At 43.3% G+C, this 16,795-nt stretch carries 15 protein-coding genes; 9 read left to right on the top strand and 6 right to left on the bottom strand.

Annotated features, from left to right (window positions below; all coding sequences use genetic code 11):
- Positions 1-121 precede the first annotated feature (121 nt).
- Positions 122-1,267, top strand: coding sequence for a S1C family serine protease (locus P855_RS0114355; RefSeq protein WP_028784220.1), 1,146 nt, complete (start codon positions 122-124; stop codon positions 1,265-1,267).
- Between the two features lie 695 nt (positions 1,268-1,962).
- Here the strand turns inward: P855_RS0114355 and cls are convergent.
- The 4 genes from cls to P855_RS0114375 form a co-directional block, all read right to left on the bottom strand.
- A complete protein-coding gene (gene cls, locus P855_RS0114360; protein WP_084315711.1) occupies positions 1,963-3,414 on the bottom strand; it encodes a cardiolipin synthase in 1,452 nt (483 codons plus the stop codon).
- A gap of 139 nt (positions 3,415-3,553) precedes the next feature.
- Positions 3,554-4,096 carry a transcription repressor NadR gene (locus P855_RS0114365; RefSeq protein ID WP_200865959.1) on the bottom strand — a complete coding sequence of 181 codons (543 nt, stop codon included), beginning with the start codon at positions 4,094-4,096 and terminating at the stop codon, positions 3,554-3,556.
- Positions 4,097-4,189: 93 nt separating this feature from the next.
- Entirely contained in the window at positions 4,190-5,023 is an 834-nt protein-coding gene (locus P855_RS0114370; protein WP_028784223.1) for a PRD domain-containing protein, read from the bottom strand.
- 17 nt (positions 5,024-5,040) lie between these two features.
- Positions 5,041-5,535, bottom strand: coding sequence for a PTS sugar transporter subunit IIA (locus P855_RS0114375; RefSeq protein WP_028784224.1), 495 nt, complete (start codon positions 5,533-5,535; stop codon positions 5,041-5,043).
- Positions 5,536-5,793: 258 nt separating this feature from the next.
- Here P855_RS0114375 and P855_RS0114380 point away from each other — a divergent pair, with 258 nt between their 5' ends.
- From P855_RS0114380 to opp4C, 5 genes are read left to right on the top strand one after another with little or no spacing between them, the layout of a single operon-like run.
- Positions 5,794-6,822 carry an ABC transporter ATP-binding protein gene (locus P855_RS0114380; RefSeq protein ID WP_028784225.1) on the top strand — a complete coding sequence of 343 codons (1,029 nt, stop codon included), beginning with the start codon at positions 5,794-5,796 and terminating at the stop codon, positions 6,820-6,822.
- Positions 6,819-7,844 carry an ABC transporter ATP-binding protein gene (locus tag P855_RS0114385; protein ID WP_051353240.1) on the top strand — a complete coding sequence of 342 codons (1,026 nt, stop codon included), beginning with the start codon at positions 6,819-6,821 and terminating at the stop codon, positions 7,842-7,844. The genes P855_RS0114380 and P855_RS0114385 overlap by 4 nt, the downstream gene beginning before the upstream one ends.
- A 37-nt stretch (positions 7,845-7,881) precedes the next feature.
- Positions 7,882-9,615: an oligopeptide ABC transporter substrate-binding protein gene (gene opp4A / locus P855_RS0114390; protein ID WP_028784227.1), complete on the top strand. Its 1,734-nt coding sequence runs from the start codon at positions 7,882-7,884 to the stop codon at positions 9,613-9,615.
- A 38-nt stretch (positions 9,616-9,653) separates the two neighbouring features.
- On the top strand, positions 9,654-10,619 hold the full coding sequence (gene opp4B / locus P855_RS0114395; RefSeq protein ID WP_028784228.1) for an oligopeptide ABC transporter permease: 966 nt from the start codon (positions 9,654-9,656) through the stop codon (positions 10,617-10,619).
- An 11-nt stretch (positions 10,620-10,630) separates the two neighbouring features.
- Positions 10,631-11,539, top strand: a complete 909-nt coding sequence (gene opp4C, locus P855_RS0114400) for an oligopeptide ABC transporter permease (RefSeq protein ID WP_037986088.1) — start codon at positions 10,631-10,633, stop codon at positions 11,537-11,539.
- Positions 11,540-11,608: 69 nt separating this feature from the next.
- On the opposite strand, the gene megL is transcribed toward opp4C, so the two are convergent.
- Positions 11,609-12,817 carry a methionine gamma-lyase gene (gene megL / locus P855_RS0114405; protein WP_028784230.1) on the bottom strand — a complete coding sequence of 403 codons (1,209 nt, stop codon included), beginning with the start codon at positions 12,815-12,817 and terminating at the stop codon, positions 11,609-11,611.
- Between the two features lie 170 nt (positions 12,818-12,987).
- Between megL and P855_RS21080 the strand changes: the two genes are divergently transcribed.
- The 3 genes from P855_RS21080 to P855_RS0114420 all read left to right on the top strand — a co-directional run bounded on the left by P855_RS21080 (position 12,988) and on the right by P855_RS0114420 (position 16,208).
- On the top strand, positions 12,988-14,565 hold the full coding sequence (locus P855_RS21080; RefSeq protein WP_051353241.1) for an FAD-dependent oxidoreductase: 1,578 nt from the start codon (positions 12,988-12,990) through the stop codon (positions 14,563-14,565).
- Positions 14,566-14,858: 293 nt separating this feature from the next.
- A complete protein-coding gene (gene rarD, locus P855_RS0114415) occupies positions 14,859-15,758 on the top strand; it encodes an EamA family transporter RarD (protein ID WP_028784231.1) in 900 nt (299 codons plus the stop codon).
- Between the two features lie 72 nt (positions 15,759-15,830).
- On the top strand, positions 15,831-16,208 hold the full coding sequence (locus P855_RS0114420) for a PH domain-containing protein (protein ID WP_028784232.1): 378 nt from the start codon (positions 15,831-15,833) through the stop codon (positions 16,206-16,208).
- Positions 16,209-16,238: 30 nt separating this feature from the next.
- On the opposite strand, the gene P855_RS0114425 is transcribed toward P855_RS0114420, so the two are convergent.
- Positions 16,239-16,691: a hypothetical protein gene (locus tag P855_RS0114425; protein ID WP_028784233.1), complete on the bottom strand. Its 453-nt coding sequence runs from the start codon at positions 16,689-16,691 to the stop codon at positions 16,239-16,241.
- Positions 16,692-16,795: the final 104 nt, after the last annotated feature.

Consider the following 16,795-nt stretch of genomic DNA (forward strand, 5'->3'; position numbering starts at 1 on the left):
CTCTCTCTTCTTATTTTACACATTTATTCCACATTTTCTCCAATCTCGTGCCATACGTGGAACGTAAACTAATAATTGTCCAGGTTAGGAAATATCATTTTTTTAAAGGGGACCTGTTTATATGTCTATAGAACAACAACCGCAAAAACGGACAAGAAAACGAGCCAATTTTGCTTATGGAGTTTTTGGAGCGATAGCAGCTATTTTTCTCGTTACCACTATCTTTCAATGGAAAGGCGTTTCCATCAACATCAATACAGAAAAGCCGACAGCCCAAGCCAACGAATTGAATATAGGAAAAGAAAAAGAACCCGTTACTCAGGCTATTGAAAAAGCTGGCGGAGCTGTTGTCGGCATCTCTAATATAAAACAAAGCAGCCCGATGTCCCAAAAATCCGGTACAGGTTCAGGGGTCATTTACAAAAAAGAAGATGGTAAAGCCTATATCGTCACCAATCATCACGTAGTTGAGGGTGCGAGTCAACTGGAAGTGATCATGAATGACGGTACCAAAATTGAAGCCGAACTAGAAGGAAGCGACCCATTGACTGACCTTGCCGTTTTAAAAATAGATGATCAACACGTCAAGCAGGTTGCCGAGTTAGGCAAGGCCGAAGACGTAGAGGTAGGGCAAACAGCCATTGCCATCGGCAACCCGCTTGGCATGGAATTCGCCGGATCAGCCACTAAGGGGATCATCAGTGGTTTGAACCGTAACATCCCGGTTGATATCAACAAAGATGGTCAACAAGATTGGCAGACAGAAGTAATCCAGACTGACGCTGCCATCAACCCTGGTAATAGTGGCGGAGCCCTCATTAACCTTCAAGGTGAAGTCATTGGTATCAACTCGATGAAAATCGCCAGAAATGCAGTGGAAGGCTTAGGCTTTTCCATTCCGATGGACGTAGTGAAGCCGGTCATTAAGGACCTCAAGACTAACGGCGAAGTGAAACGACCTTATATGGGAGTTTCCTTACAAGATGTGCGTCAGATACCTGCTAACATTCTGACAGAACAATTGAACCTCCCTCCAGATGTTCAGCACGGTGTCATCGTCGGTGGTGTCGAGCCCGGGTCACCTGCAGCAAAAGCCGGACTTAAACAGAATGACATCATCACGGAAATCGAAGGTAATAAAATTGAAACTATGGTAGACTTGCGTCAATATCTTTATAAGGAAGCAGAAAAAGGCCAGGAAGTAGAATTAACAATTTACCGGAATGGCGAAAAGATTAAATCCAATTTAGAATTGTCAGCACAGTAAGCAAGAGCGAAACAACCTCCCCCTGAATATAGAGAAAAGCCTGCACCTTGATTGCCAGAAAGGTGCAGGCTTTTTTTGTCGGAATGAAAACATGTATTTCCATACAAGCAACATATTTCACTAATGCAAAACCTTCTATTATAGGGCCGTGTAAGGGAACAACTCGATTTCGAGATGTTTATCTGAATAAGAGTCCGGTGGGGAACGACTCCCTTTCCGCGGACATGCGCTGAGCCTCCTCAGACTTCGTCTTCCGGGGTCTCACCTGTCATTTTCATCCCGCAGGAGTCTCGCCGTTCCCCTCCGGACCTTGCAGTAGATAGTTTTCAAAATCACACTTGTGGGAAAAACATCCCATATTATTTGAAAGAAGACTTCTGCACCTTTATTTCCTTTATAAATGCTTAAGTATGAAGTTTTTAATTGTACATTCTTTCTCATATTTGAAGGGTCCGTTAATTACTAAGCTGGCTGGATGGGAAGGGAAACGGCGAGACTCCCGCGGGAGAAGGGGCTAGGCGAGATCCCACAGGGCGCAGCCCGAGGAAGCTTGCCAGGTCCCCCGCAGGAAAGCGAGTTGTTTCCCAGACCATCCTATTCCTCTCATGGTAACGGACCCAACTATCTGGAGCCTGAGTCTTCAATTAAAAGGAGCTTATCTGTAAATCAACACTGAGAGTTAACAGAGCTGAAAATCAAAGGATAGGTGACAATAATCTGGCGATGGATTCCTTGAAACGTATCCACTTCGATCTATGTTTATAAAGTTGAACGGTCAGCTGGGTTGAATCTATGATATCTTCCAGAAAACTATCCTCCAGCTCTTTTGCTAAATCCGGGTGATACAAAAACGCATTTACCTCAAAATTCAACCTGAAACTCCGGACATCAATGTTAGCGGTTCCGACAGATGCAATCTTTCCATCTACCACAATGGTTTTGGCGTGTAAAAATCCTTTTTGATAAATATAGATTTTCGCCCCGGCTTCTAACAAATCTCCGACATTCGAATAAGTCGCCCAATATACAAAGGGGTGATCGGGCATTTTTGGGATCATCACCCTGACGTCCACGCCAGACAGTGATGCTATTCGTACCGCATCTAAAAGGCTGTCATCCGGAATAAAGTAGGGTGTCTGGATATAGACAGTATCTTTTGCCGAGAGGATCATTTTAATATAGCCATGTTTTATTTGTTCCCATTCTGAATCCGGACCGCTGGAAACGATTTGCATAGCGACATCCCCCTTAGGCTCAGCCTGATAATACCGGTCTTCATAATGAATATCCTGTCTGGAGGCATGATTCCAATCCAGAATGAAACGGGTCTGCATGTTATGTACAGCACCGCCTTCCACCTTCAGATGTGTATCCCGCCAATAACCGAATCTTTTGTTGAAGCCAAGGTATTCGTCGCCGATATTAAACCCGCCGATATATCCGATTTTTCCATCGATGATCGTAAGCTTCCGGTGGTTTCTGTAATTTATTTTCATATTCAGCTTAGGTATCAAAGCAGGGAAGAAAGCTTCTACTTCAACGCCGGACTTTTCCAGTCTTTTTACGTACTTTCTGCTTAATGTCCTCGAGCCCATGTCATCATACAGTACACGTACCTTGACGCCTTGTTTGGCTTTTTTGATAAGAGCTTCCGATAGCCGCTGTCCTAACTGATCATCCCTGATGATGTAATAAAGCAGGTGAATATGCTCTTTGGCATTTTCAATATCTTCAATTAAAGCATGGAATTTATCCTGCCCATCCGTAAAGATTTCCACCTGGTTATCTTTCGTCAAAAGAGCATCATTATTTTTCAAGTGTAAGTAAAACAAGTCTTCGAAAGACTCAAGTTCGGAATGATCCAATTTTAAGGTGTCTTGTTCAATCGAGCGAAGCTGATCCTGCACAGCCGCTAACAATCCAAGTCTGTTCTTTTTATCCCATGTAAATATCTCTTTTTTGCTCAGTCGTCTTCCAAAAATCAAATAAAGCAGGAACCCGCCGACAGGAATGAATAATAATACCATCAGCCATGCCCAGGTGGCGCTGGCATCCCGCCGTTCTAAAAAGATGATGGCAAACGCCAGTAAAACGTTGATAAAGATTAGAAAACTGAATAAATAAGGAGCCATTGCAAAGTCCAGCATCCACCTCACCCTTCCTTGACTAAAAATTAACGCTGACTAAAATATAGCATATATTACTTTATTCAAAAAAAATCGAAGGAAGAGATTTGCCTTGCCAGCATACCTCTTCCTTATCCTATTCATTATGGCTGCATTTGCCTCAGGCTTTTAATAAAATGCCTTCCTTTTTAAGCGCTTCTACGGCTTCATCCAGGGCTTCTTCACTTTCTGCAGCCACCGTATGCATATGAATACCATCGGTCAACTCTGACAGGAAGGATGCGTTTGTTTCCTTAATATTATCCAAGAACTTCTGTACGTCCCTGCGGTTCCAAACTAAAACAGAAGCGGTCAGGTCTCCATATACTGGATGCTCAACGGTTACATCCTTAATGAACACCCCATGATCCACCAGGATAGTCAATTCTTTCTCCGTCTGATCAGGGCTGTGCTTTACAGCAATTGTCCGTTCAACCGGTGGAGTATCGATTCGCTCCGTCATGTAGATATATCCCTGGCTTGTCGCTACAATCGGTTCATTTTTAGCTTTCAATAAAGAAACATCCCCGACAATCACTTGTCGTGAGACATCCATTTCCTCAGCAAGCTCGCTCCCTGTAATCGGTTTTTCACTGTTTTTAAGCAGTGCCAGAATATCCTCCCGCCTTTCGGAAGCTTTCGGTTTTTTTGGATCTTTCACCATGCTCTCTCTTCCTTTCCTGTACGGTTATCTTATCGTTATTTTATCATAAACGCACAGTTTTACAGGAATAGCAGCAATAGTTATTTAACAAGTTCATGCTTTGGCTGCCCGATGGATATGCAAGGTTAAATAACCGATTTCCGAAGAAGGGAAATGGATGCCACATTTCTCTGACAGATGCGTAGTCATATCTACGGCACACTGGTATGCTTTTTGATATTTTTCCTGGATCATCACTAACATGTTCTTGTCCACCATGTTAAATTCTGATTGTTCTCTCGTTCTTTGTATCGCACGGTTCAAATGGGTCACTAAATGCTGATAAGCAACATTATCTTTGGATAAAACTTTCTTATAATCTTTCTCTATCTTCCAAACAAGATCACGAATGATAGCCACTTGTTTTACGGATTTATCAGTGCCCTCATGCTTCCATCTTCCACTATGAATGAAAATGGCAATATGCCCGGCCTCTTCTTCCGGCAATTCACGATCAAACCTCTCTTTAATTGAACGTAATGCCCATAACCCAACTTGAAATTCTTTTGCATACAATATACTTATTTCTTCAATCAAGCCATTTTGAATCGTTACATGCTTAGGTGGATCATTTAATAAAAAGGATAGGTGATCTGCCAATTGTAAATGAACAGCATCACTCAACTTCGTCTGTAAATAATCTTCTGCATGCATGATGATATCTTCTGTCAAACGAATGATTTTTTGCGGTACCAGAAGAAGAAACTCCTCATACTGTGCCATATCATCATTCATATCGATTACCTTGTCGATTTCATTATCATCGATCGGGTCTCCATTTCTTTTATCTGCACCGATTCCTTTTCCTATTACAAATTTTTTTTGATTTTTAAATGAAGTAATGACAATATCCTCATTAAGCACTCGTTCAATCCTCAATCCTGTCATCTCCCTCTCCCGATAGCCTACTTTGTTTGTATGGTCATAATTGGTGTTTCTCCACGAACAGCTTTCTCCATGGTGTGGTGATCCATCTGGTCAGCTACTTCATTGTAATTAGTAATGATTATTGGAGTTATCGTACTCTTTGCTCTTTCCTTCACAAGGTCCATGTCAAACGTAATCAACTTGTCCCCGGTTTTCACTTTATCTCCTGCCTTCACGTATCCTTCAAATCCTTCCCCTTCCATGCTTACGGTTTCCAATCCAATATGAATCAGGACTTCGACTCCCGATTTAGTTTTTATTCCAACAGCATGATTGGTATGAAAAATTTGGATGACTTCGCCATCGACAGGACTTACTACTGTACCATCGGAAGGTTCGATCGCCACTCCTTCGCCCATCATCCGTTCTGCGAATACTGGATCCGGAACCTCACTAAGGTCGACTACTTTCCCTTCGACCGGAGCAATTATTTTCACTTCACCACTGTCTTTTTTAAATAAGTTTTTAAACATCGGTTTCATCCTTTCTAATGAATAAATAAAAATCATGGACTGCATTTTAAATCCACGGAGAATTTTTTCTATAATATATATCTTTTATTACCCTTTAAGCGTCATAATCATTCCATAATCAAAGTCAAACTTTATAATTATTAATATTTTTCTTATTTGTAAAGTATTTGTAAAAAAAGGATTGACGTTCCAATTTAATTTGGATATGATGTTACACAAATAGTGATAATTTACTGAAAATTTAAACAGGGGTGTACTATGAATAACTTTACAGATTTTCAGTCCCAACCTCCTTTGCTTGAAGTAAACAACCTGGAGACCGCCTTTGAAATTGATGGAGAATGGCATAATGCCGTAGATAATGTCAGTTTCCAGGTGAAACCCAAGCAGGTAATCGGTGTAGTAGGCGAGTCTGGATGCGGAAAAAGCGTTATGTCTTTATCGATCATGAAGCTTTTACCAAAAGGAATCGGAAAGATTCGCAATGGAGATATAAAATTCAATGGAAAGAACCTTGAAAAATTAAATGACAAAGAAATGAATAAAGTACGCGGTAAAGACATCGCGATGATCTTCCAGGAGCCAATGACTTCTCTGAACCCAGTATTCACCATAGGTTTTCAGTTATCAGAAGCCTTACATAATCATTTTAATATTTCGAAACAGGATGCTCGTAAAAAGGTTATCCATCTACTTGATAAAGTTGGAATTTCCCGCCCAGAAAAAGTAGTAGATGAATATCCTCACCAACTATCCGGGGGGATGCGGCAGCGTGTCATAATCGCAATGGCGATTGCCTGCGAACCCAAGCTGCTGATAGCTGATGAGCCTACCACTGCTTTGGATGTCACTGTTCAGGCCCAAATCCTCGAATTACTGCAGGAACTTCAAACCACCAATGATATGGCAATCATCTTAATCACGCACGATCTTGGGGTTGTAGCTGAAACCTGCCATGAAGTTATTGTCATGTATGCAGGCGAAGTAGTAGAGCAGACGGATGTGGTCACCTTATTTGAAAGCCCAAAACATCCTTATACGCAACTTTTGATGCAATCTATACCACGTATGGATCAGGAGGAAGAAGTTCTGGCTTCGATCGAAGGTATCGTTCCTTCCTTGAAAAATATGCCGAGACAGGGATGCAAGTTCGTAGATCGCTGTCCAAAAGCGATGGATGAGTGCCGCAGCATTACACCTCAATTGAAAGAAAGCAGCCCAGGTCATGGCGTGAAGTGCCTCCTTTATGAGTCAAGCTGGGAACAGGAAGGGATGAAAGCCAAATGAGTAATGTCGTAGATATTCAGCATAAGGAGCAATCGCCTCCCCTCCCCTCCAATCAGGAGACCTTATTAGAAGTAAAAGATTTAAAGACTTACTACCCAGTAAAAGGCGGCTTTTTCCGACGGACAGTGGGACATGTCAAGGCAGTGGACGGGGTCAGTTTTTCCTTGAAAAAAGGTGAAACACTTGGACTTGTAGGCGAGTCCGGATGTGGGAAATCCACCGCAGGCCGTACCATTTTGAAGCTGCTGAAACCCAGCGGGGGCCGCATTACTTTTGATGGTGAAGATATTACGAACATCCGTGGCAGCCGGCTAAGAGAACGCAGAAAAGATTTCCAGATGGTCTTTCAGGACCCTTATGCCTCTCTCAACCCCATGCAGATGGTCGGAGATATCATATCAGAGCCGATTAAGAACTATTACCCGAGGAAAAAGGCGAAAGACATCAAGCAGGAAGTTATGGAACTGTTGAATCGGGTCGGATTACCTGAAGATGCTTACCATAAATATGCGCATGAATTTTCCGGTGGGCAGCGGCAGCGAATCGGTATCGCCCGGGCGCTTGCGCTCAAGCCGAAACTGATTATAGCAGATGAGCCAGTGTCTGCACTTGACGTATCCGTACAATCCCAGGTATTGAACCTCTTGAATGAACTTCAGGATGATTTTAACTTGACCTACCTCTTCATTGCCCATGACCTTAGTGTCGTCAAGCATATGAGTGACCACATCGGCATCATGTACCTCGGTCACATTGTAGAAATCGCAGATAAGAAATCCATTTATGAAGAACCGCTTCATCCATACACGCAAGCATTGATCTCTGCCGTTCCTGAACCGAATCCCAAAAAGAAAAAGGAACGAATCGTGCTCAAAGGGGACGTACCAAGCCCTGAAAATCCTCCATCTGGATGTCCTTTCCATACAAGGTGCCCGGTGGCTGTGGATAAATGTTCCACCATCAAACCAGAATTGAAGGAGGTGAAACCAGGACGCAAGGTCGCGTGCATTCTGGTTGATTGATCTGATTCATTCATTAACTATTACAGGGGGTAACCACATGCAAAAGAAGAAATCTTTTTATTGGCTGGCAGCGATGCTGCTGATCATGTCTTTGTTTATGGCTGCTTGCAGCAATGGTGAGGAAGAAGCTGGAGCAGAAGATGACAAAAAAGAAACAGAAGGCAATGAAGGCGGCGAGGAAGCTGCCCCTAAAGAAGGTGGAACTTTAGTTTACGCTCTTGATGCAGCACCTGAAGGACTGTTCCACTGGAACTGGTATGGTATTCAAACAGACGCAGAAGTCCTTGGTCTGTTTGATGACAACTTGATTACATTTGATGAGGAATTGAAGCCACAGCCTAATATCGCCAGCTGGGAAACAGAAGATAATAAAGTCTTCACCTTCAAGTTCAAGAAAGGCGTCAAGTGGCATAACGGCGATGAACTGACTGTCCAGGACTGGGTATTCTCTTTAGAAACCCTCGCTCACCCGGATTATGAAGGTCCCCGTTACACGAATGTCCAAACTGTTGAAGGTGCAGAAGCTTTCCGTAACGGAGAAGCAGATTCCATTTCCGGACTTGAAGTAATCAATGACTATGAAATAAAAATCACTTTTGATAAAGCACGAGTCAACAACCTGTTGAACCTTTGGACTTATCCGATGAATCGTTCAGCATTCGAAGGGATCGAAGTCGCTGACATGGAAGGTTCTGATCCTGTCCGCCGTACACCGATCGGTACTGGTCCGTTCAAAGTAAACAAAGTAGTCTCCGGTGAATCTGTTGAGCTTGTAGCCAATGAAGATTACTGGCAGGGCAAGCCGAAGCTGGATAAGATCATTATTAAAGTTGTCGACAGTACTGCCGTTACTGGCGCGCTGCAAAATGGAGATATTGATGTCGTAAGTGTTCATCCGACAATCGGTAAAGATGTCGAAGCGATGGAAAACGTTGATTTAGTGACCGCCCCTGGTCTTTCTTATTACTATGTAGGATTCAAGCTTGGTAAATTTGATAATGAAAAGAAAGAAGTTGTCGAGCAAAAAGAAAAGTATGCGGATAAAAAGCTGCGACAAGCAATGATGCATTCCATCAACCGTGAAGAATGGATTGAAGCCTTCTTTGGTGGCTATGGCGATGTTGTCAACCGTCCGGTCCCTACCGCTCACTGGATTGCTGCTGACAACGATGATTTGAATACCTATCCGTACGATCCTGAAAAAGCGAAAGAAATCCTGGATGAAGCTGGATATGTAGATACAAATGGTGATGGTTTCCGTGAAGACCCTAATGGAGATGAATTTGTCGTCAACTTCTCCCATTATGCAACCGGCAACCCGACATTTGAATCCCGTGCCAAAGCCCTTACCCAATATTGGGAAGCTGTCGGGTTAAAATCTACGCTTGAAATGATCGAAGTCAACCAATATTACGACATGGTGGAAAAAGACAACGAAAATATGGAAGTCTTCTTCGGCGGCTGGGGCTATGGTGCCGATCCTGATCCATCTGCATTATGGAAGTCTGATCAGTTGTGGAACTACCCTCGCTGGGTAAATGAAGAAAGCGACCAGCTTTTGGAGGATGCACTTGACGTGGAAGTCGTGGGAACAGACGAAACAAAGCGTAAAGAGCTTTATGTCAAATGGCAGCAAATCGTCAATGAAGAGCTCCCTATGCTATTCATTACCGAGCTGCAAGAAATTTATGGTATGAACAAGCGCGTAGGTGGTTTGACATTAGATGTCTCTGGTTTCAACAGTGCCCACGAATGGTTTGTGACAGAATAAGCCGCTGGTCAATCTGAAAAAAGATAAGGAGCATACTCATGTTAAAGTATACGTTACGTAGAATCTTAGGCATGATCCCGATGCTTCTCCTGATATCCATTGTAGTGTTTTCCCTGGCATTATCTATGCCGGGGGATCCCTTCGGTGGAGAAATTGATCCTAATAATACTGACCCTCAATATATAGAGGAAATGAGAGAAAAAGCAGGACTTAACGATCCGGTTCATGTACAGTATGGCAGATGGATTTCTAATTTTATGCAGGGAGACTTCGGTGAATCAACACGCTATAAAATGCCGGTTGCTGAACTTATCGGTGAACGCATGCCGAACACGCTTTTTCTAGGTATCACCTCACTAGTCATTACATATATTCTCGCATTCGTTATGGGCATGTACGCTGGCCGGAAACCTTACACGACAGCTGATAATTTAATTGGCGGTGTCAACTACCTCGGCTTGGCCATCCCCTCTTACATTGCAGGTGTCTTTGCCATTTATTTCTTTTCCTTTAAATTGGGCTGGTTTCCTTTCAGTGGATCTGTCGATATAACTTTGCAAGATGGGTCGTTTGAATACTATCTAAGCAGGCTCCACCATGTATTTTTACCAGCAATCGTATTAGGTGCTCTTGGTACAGCCAGTTATACCCAGTTCTTACGAAATGACATCATTGAAAGCAGCCGGAAAGATTTTGTACGTACCGCACGGGCAAAAGGAACATCGGAATCGAAAATTTACAATCAACATATTCTGAGGAACTCGATTATTCCATTGATTACATTCTTAGGATTTGACATTGTTACGTTGATCAGTGGTGCAATCATTACAGAAGCGATTTTTACTTATCCTGGTATCGGTCAGCTTTTTCTCGATTCCATCAACAACCGTGATTACCCTGTAATGATGACATTGACCATGATGTTTTCGTTCCTCGTTTTATTTGGGAACATGATCGCCGACTTGTTGTATGGAATTGTCGACCCAAGAATTCGTGTAGACTAGGAGGGCTGAACATGGCAGAAGCTATTAATGATACATCCATAACTAAAGTCAAAGCCCAAAAGTCAATGTCACCATGGGCAGTCGCAAGAAGAAAGTTTCTCCGAAACAAACTGGCTATGATAAGTCTATTCTTTTTGATGACTGTCTCTATCCTTTCTTTTCTGGCACCCTATATCACTACTGTCGATATCACAAGAGTAAATATCGGCTCCATGTCTTTGACACCATCGTCCGAGCATTGGTTCGGAACCGATAAAAGCGGTCGTGATGTATTCACGAGGCTCCTGTATGGTGGGCGAGTATCTTTGCTTGTCGGTATCTCCTGTACCCTGCTGATCATTACATTCGGTACTCTGATCGGTGCGCTGGCCGGATTCTTTGGCGGGATTGTCGATGCCTTACTCATGCGGTTCACCGATTTTATTTTGAACTTCCCCTTGCTGGTATTCGTCATCGTCCTGAACGCTGTATTTTTCGGAAAACTGGGCGGTGTTCCAGTGCTGATCGCAGTAATCAGTGTTCTCGGCTGGGGCGGGGTTGCTCGTCTTGTACGAAGCAAAATACTGTCTGAGAAAGAAAATGAATATATTCTTGCAGCCATCTCGATCGGTTCCAGACCTGCTAAAGTAATCATGAAGCACCTGCTCCCAAACGTGTTATCAACAATTATTGTACAGGCGACCCTTACTTTTGCAGCGATGATTGTCGTCGAATCTGGTTTGAGTTATCTTGGATTCGGTGTACCCGCAGAAACACCAAGCTGGGGAAATATGCTGGCTGCATCACGCGAACCCGATGTACTGCAGAACATGCCGTGGATATGGATACCTCCAGCATTAACGCTGGTCTTTACCATACTTTCCATCAACTTTATCGGTGAAGGAATCAAGGATGCCTTAAATCCAAAGTCACTTCGTTAATATTAAAAAGCAGGAGCCTACTGGTTCCTGCTTTTTTCCGGTTTATCGTTTTTTACGGACGAAAGTTTTTTAATTCTTAATCCCTTCTTTTACGGCTGGTAATTTGCTTAGAGCCTGCTCCAGGTCGGACCAAATATCCTCCCATGCCTCCAGTCCGACAGACAGCCTTATCATTTGATCGGTAATCCCCATTTTAAACCGTTCTGCTTCCGGTACGACTGCATGTGTCATTGTAGCCGGATGCTGAATCAGGGTTTCTGCATCACCAAGGCTGACGGCAATTTGAATAAAAGATAACTGGTTCAACAACGCCTGGGCGTTCTCTTTGCTGCCTTCGATTTCAAAAGAGATGAGCCCTCCTCCCTGCTTCATTTGCTTTTCTTTGATGGAATAGTCGGGATGGTCCGTATCACCTGGATAATAGACCCGTTTGATTCCAGGATGCTTTTCCATCTCTTTGAATATTCTTTCTGCATTAGAGGAATGGCGATCCATCCTTACTGGCAATGTTTTCAACCCTCTAAGCAGCAGCCAGGCATCAAAGGGTGACATTACTCCCCCGATATCCTTTTGAGTAGTCATGGCTACTTCGCTTAAAAATTCTTCTTTTGCTACAACAAGGCCAGCGATGACATCGCCGTGCCCGCCAATATATTTCGTCGCACTATGAATGACGATATCGCAGCCAAGTTCAAGAGGACGCTGTAAATATGGTGTAGAGAAAGTATTATCAACGACGACTGGTATATCATATTCTTTAGCTATTCGGGAAATCATTCCCAAATCCAGTAAGCGCATCGTTGGATTAATCGGTGTTTCAATATAAATGCAAGCTGTATTCGGTTGAATTCTATTACGCAATTCCTCTTCTGTCTCCATTAAACTGAAATCACTTGTAATATTATATTTCTCTTCCATCATACTTAATAGTCCGAATGTACAGCCGTATAACCCTTGTGAACAAAGAATATGGTCTCCTGTCCTGGTCAACGCTACAAGCACAGCTGATACAGCAGCCATCCCTGAACCGAACGCGAGTCCCTTTTCCCCGCCTTCCAATTCCGCTATTTTATCTTCCAGCGCCCGTACCGTCGGATTTCCCAGACGAGAATATATATAGCCTTCTTCCTCACCGGCAAACCTTCTCTCTCCTTGTTCCGCAGAGTCAAATGTAAAAGTGGATGTTTGGAAAATAGGCGTGGAAAGACTCCCTAAATGTTGTTTAGAATCGTATCCAGCATGAATCACTGACGTTTCAAATCGTTTGTATTTGCTCATTTTTCTTCTCCCCTTTTTGAAAAATCTCCCTATTCTTCTATCATATGTGAAAATAACTTTCATTGAAAGCGTTTACAATAAACTTCTTTGATTTCTCCTCCTCCCTTTTCACATGAAAAACAAACAGTTGGTAAACCTAACTAGAAATGAAATCAATAGGAGGATTTCTTATGAAAGAATCGAGAAAATGGGAACAACCCGAACCCTTATGGCGGGAAGATACCGAATTTAAGAAATTCGACAGCCTTAAAGAAGATACCACTGCTGAAGTTGTCATTGTGGGAGGCGGAATCACTGGTATCACTACAGCATACCTGCTGGCCAAAGAAGGCCGTGATGTTATTCTGCTGGAGGGCAGTGAGGTGTTGAATGGCACAACCGGACATACTACAGCCAAAATAACTGCCCAGCATGATTTGATTTATCATGAACTGATTCAGCATTTCGGCAAAGAGGGAGCCTTGGCCTATTATAAGGCTAATGAAGAAGCACTCCGTTTTATCCGAGGTACGGTGAAGCAAAATCAAATCGACTGTCACCTGCAAACCGAGGATGCCTGTATCTATTCTACTACTGACAACTATACCAAAAAGCTGGATAAAGAGTATCAGGCTTATCAGGAACTGGGAATTCCTTGCGAATATACGAATGATATCCCAATTGACATCGATGTGCTAAAAGCATTGTTTATGAAAGACCAGTCTCATTTCCATCCGCTGAAGTATCTTTCTTTTTTATTAGATGAATTTGTTAAAAGCGGCGGGAAGGTTTATGAAAATACGGTAGCTGTCGATGTCGAACGGGATCCGGAGTTAGCTGTAGTGACTAAAAAAGGCCATCGCGTGTCATGTGACGACATCGTTTCCTGTTCCCACTTTCCTTTTTATGATGGTACAGGATTCTATTTTGCACGCATGCACGCAGAGCGGTCTTATATAGTTGCAATCGAACCTGAGCAGGAATATACCCGTGGAATGTACCTTTCTGTGGACCAGCCTGTCCGATCGGTCAGGAAAGCCACTTACGAAGGGAAAGAAATCCTGCTTATCGGCGGGGAAAGTCACCGTACCGGAGAAGGGGTGGATACCGACTTCCATTACCGTGCACTTGAAGAGTTCGCCTCAGAGACGTTCGGAATCAAAAAGAAGCTTTACCAGTGGTCTGCCCAGGATTTGATTACTCTGGATAAAGTTCCTTACATTGGTCAAATTACGAAGAACAAGGACCATATTTATGTGGCGACCGGCTATAAAAAATGGGGGATGTCCTCAGGGACAGCAGCGGCTTTGCTATTACGGGATCAGATTACCGGCAAGAAAAACCCTTACGCTGATGTTTTCAGCCCCTCCCGTTTCCAGGCAGACCCGAGTCTGAAGAAATTCTTCTCTAATAACCTTAACGTCGCCAGTCACCTTCTGGAAGGTAAATCAGAACGGGTCGGCTTCAGTCACGAAGCACTGAGAAAAGGAGAAGGCGGAGTCATTCAGTACCATGGCGAGCGTGCTGGTGCCTACAAAGATGAAAATGGGCAGGTATACCTTGTTGATACTACTTGTACACATATGGGCTGTGAAGTCGAATGGAACAGCGGTGAACACAGCTGGGACTGCCCTTGCCACGGCTCCCGCTTTTCTATCGAAGGTGAAGTGATGGAAGGTCCGGCCAAACAGCCATTGAAGCGTTTACCCCTGCACAAGGATGCCCCGGAAAACGAGCAGCCTGACAAAGATACGCCAGAACCAGTGTAAGCAAACAGCCAGCCAGAATCCATAAGGCAGTACAGGACTCTGGCTGGCGTTTTGCTGGCCCATAGTAAACATAGAATACATAAGAGAGACAGCGTCAACATTATGAGTGGCGGTTTTGAAGTAAAGAGAAACAATTTCAACAAGTTGAGAGGCACTTCAGCAATTATGTGTGAATTTTTTCAAGACCTTGAGCATCCTCCCCGGTAATCCTCAAACAAAAAAAACCTATTGCTTTACTACACTAAATTATCTTATAGTGGTAAGGTAATGAGCAGCCAAGGGGGGGAATGTAAATGAATGAAAATAAACTCGGCATGATCTATACAGGCGGTGCGTATGTATTATGGGGATTCCTCCCCATCTACTGGAAGCTTGTCCAGGAAGTTTCACCCCTGGCTATCCTTGGGCACAGGATCGTCTGGTCGTTTGTTTTCATGACAGGTGTAGTCCTGATTTCACGCAAATGGTCTGCTTTCAAAGCAGAGTTGCGTAGAACTTTAAAGAATAGGAAAAGCTCTATAGGTATTACGTTTGCTTCGATTGCCATTAGCATCAACTGGCTGACATACATTTGGGCGGTCAACACAGACCACGTCGTAGAAGCCAGCCTGGGTTATTATATCAATCCATTGGTCAGTATTTTACTTGGTATGATCTTCTTCAAGGAAACCTTCACGAGACCGCAGTGGATTGCTTTTATACTGGCTGCAACAGGAGTTGCATATATGACCATCAATTTCGGTTCGGTGCCATGGCTTGCCTTACTATTGGCATTCAGCTTCGGGGTCTACGGTCTATTGAAAAAAACGGTCGATTTGAATGCCATGTTCGGTTTGACTATTGAAACTTTGATTATGACTCCTATCGCTGCTATCTACCTGGTTACTCTGTCTAATGGGAGCTGGGGGGACATTGAATGGCTATCGATGACATCGCTGTTACTTTTTGGAGCTGGTGTCGCTACTGCTATTCCACTATTACTTTTTGCCGGCGGAGCAAAACGGATACCCCTTTCGATGGTCGGCTTCTTACAATATATCGCTCCCACAATCATGTTGGTTATCGGAGTATTTTTATACAATGAACCTTTCACAAAAGTTCACCTGATCTCATTTTTGTTCATATGGTCCGGTCTCTTGATTTACACATACTCCAGAGCGAAACGACTGCGCAAGTATGATCAGGCCGCTTAGCAGTGCCCTCCGGCCTTTGATTATGGTATGATGGAAACAGGAACTTCTAATTAATGAAAGGGGCAATGAATGATGGGGCTGTTGGATGAATTAATGGGTAATGCTTCTGAAGTTGATATGAAGGACGTCGAAAAACAACTCGAGAAAATAATCACCACTAATGAACGAATCGAGAAGGCATATAAAGTGTTAAGGGACATGATGATTTTCACCGATAAACGTATGATTCTGGTGGATAAGCAGGGAATGACAGGTAAAAAAATCGAGTTCCATTCCATCCCCTATAGATCCATTACGCATTTCAGTGTTGAAACAGCCGGTACATTTGACCTCGATGCCGAGCTGAAAATTTGGATTTCAAGCACCTCGGAGCCAATATCGAAACAATTCCGCAAAGATAAAAGCATCTATGATATCCAACAGGCAATCGCAGAATATGCAACCCAATAACGAAAGCACAGGAGCATATCCTGTGCTTTTTTATGTTTGCTCTACTTCCATAATTTCATCCAGGATGGGGTAAACCGCTTCTACACCTTTTTCTGCCACCAGACAAGCGACACCGAGCGGGGTCTCCCAGAATGAATCAGGAATCTGTGGAGTTTTAAGGCCTGCCGGTTTGAATAATGCCCGGTAAATTTTTTGTACATGTTTCTGGGTCAGCTGCCTGTCCTCTATCCGCTCTCCCCTCGCTATTAAAAATACATAGCGCATCGATTGAAACAGGTTGTCACCAGGCATGAAGGTATATTCTTTGAATAACTTCAATTGCTTTACCACATCTTCTTTCAATCCATTTCTTGCCTGCAAGTCGTCCAGATGGGCTAGCAGATGGCTGTAAACCTGCTGGAATACCCTTCTTTTCTCTTCCTGTATGACTTTATCCGTATAGATTTCCTGCAGCTTTTCATACGCCGAAGCTTTGGTCCACAAGTACCCTCGACCTCCTCTTCCTCTAAATTACAATTCCTCTCCCTTTATATTAACATTATTTTCTGACAAAAAAGAAGGATCACCTTTCTAGAATTCGGGTGACC

Source organism: Thalassobacillus devorans MSP14 (assembly GCF_000496835.1).
Classification (GTDB): Bacteria; Bacillota; Bacilli; order Bacillales; family Halobacillaceae; genus Thalassobacillus; species Thalassobacillus devorans_B.

Bases quoted from the DNA above. Each gene is read 5' to 3' on its own strand.
- P855_RS0114355 (WP_028784220.1), top strand. From the start codon at position 122: ATGTCTATAGAACAACAACCGCAAAAACGGACAAGAAAACGAGCCAAT.
- P855_RS0114370 (WP_028784223.1), bottom strand. From the start codon at position 5,023: ATGACAGGATTGAGGATTGAACGAGTGCTTAATGAGGATATTGTCATT.
- opp4A (WP_028784227.1), top strand. From the start codon at position 7,882: ATGCAAAAGAAGAAATCTTTTTATTGGCTGGCAGCGATGCTGCTGATC.
- P855_RS0114365 (WP_200865959.1), bottom strand. From the start codon at position 4,096: ATGGTGAAAGATCCAAAAAAACCGAAAGCTTCCGAAAGGCGGGAGGAT.
- P855_RS0114375 (WP_028784224.1), bottom strand. From the start codon at position 5,535: ATGTTTAAAAACTTATTTAAAAAAGACAGTGGTGAAGTGAAAATAATT.
- cls (WP_084315711.1), bottom strand. From the start codon at position 3,414: ATGCTGGACTTTGCAATGGCTCCTTATTTATTCAGTTTTCTAATCTTT.
- opp4C (WP_037986088.1), top strand. From the start codon at position 10,631: ATGGCAGAAGCTATTAATGATACATCCATAACTAAAGTCAAAGCCCAA.
- megL (WP_028784230.1), bottom strand. From the start codon at position 12,817: ATGAGCAAATACAAACGATTTGAAACGTCAGTGATTCATGCTGGATAC.
- opp4B (WP_028784228.1), top strand. From the start codon at position 9,654: ATGTTAAAGTATACGTTACGTAGAATCTTAGGCATGATCCCGATGCTT.
- P855_RS0114380 (WP_028784225.1), top strand. From the start codon at position 5,794: ATGAATAACTTTACAGATTTTCAGTCCCAACCTCCTTTGCTTGAAGTA.
- rarD (WP_028784231.1), top strand. From the start codon at position 14,859: ATGAATGAAAATAAACTCGGCATGATCTATACAGGCGGTGCGTATGTA.
- P855_RS21080 (WP_051353241.1), top strand. From the start codon at position 12,988: ATGAAAGAATCGAGAAAATGGGAACAACCCGAACCCTTATGGCGGGAA.
- P855_RS0114420 (WP_028784232.1), top strand. From the start codon at position 15,831: ATGGGGCTGTTGGATGAATTAATGGGTAATGCTTCTGAAGTTGATATG.
- P855_RS0114385 (WP_051353240.1), top strand. From the start codon at position 6,819: ATGAGTAATGTCGTAGATATTCAGCATAAGGAGCAATCGCCTCCCCTC.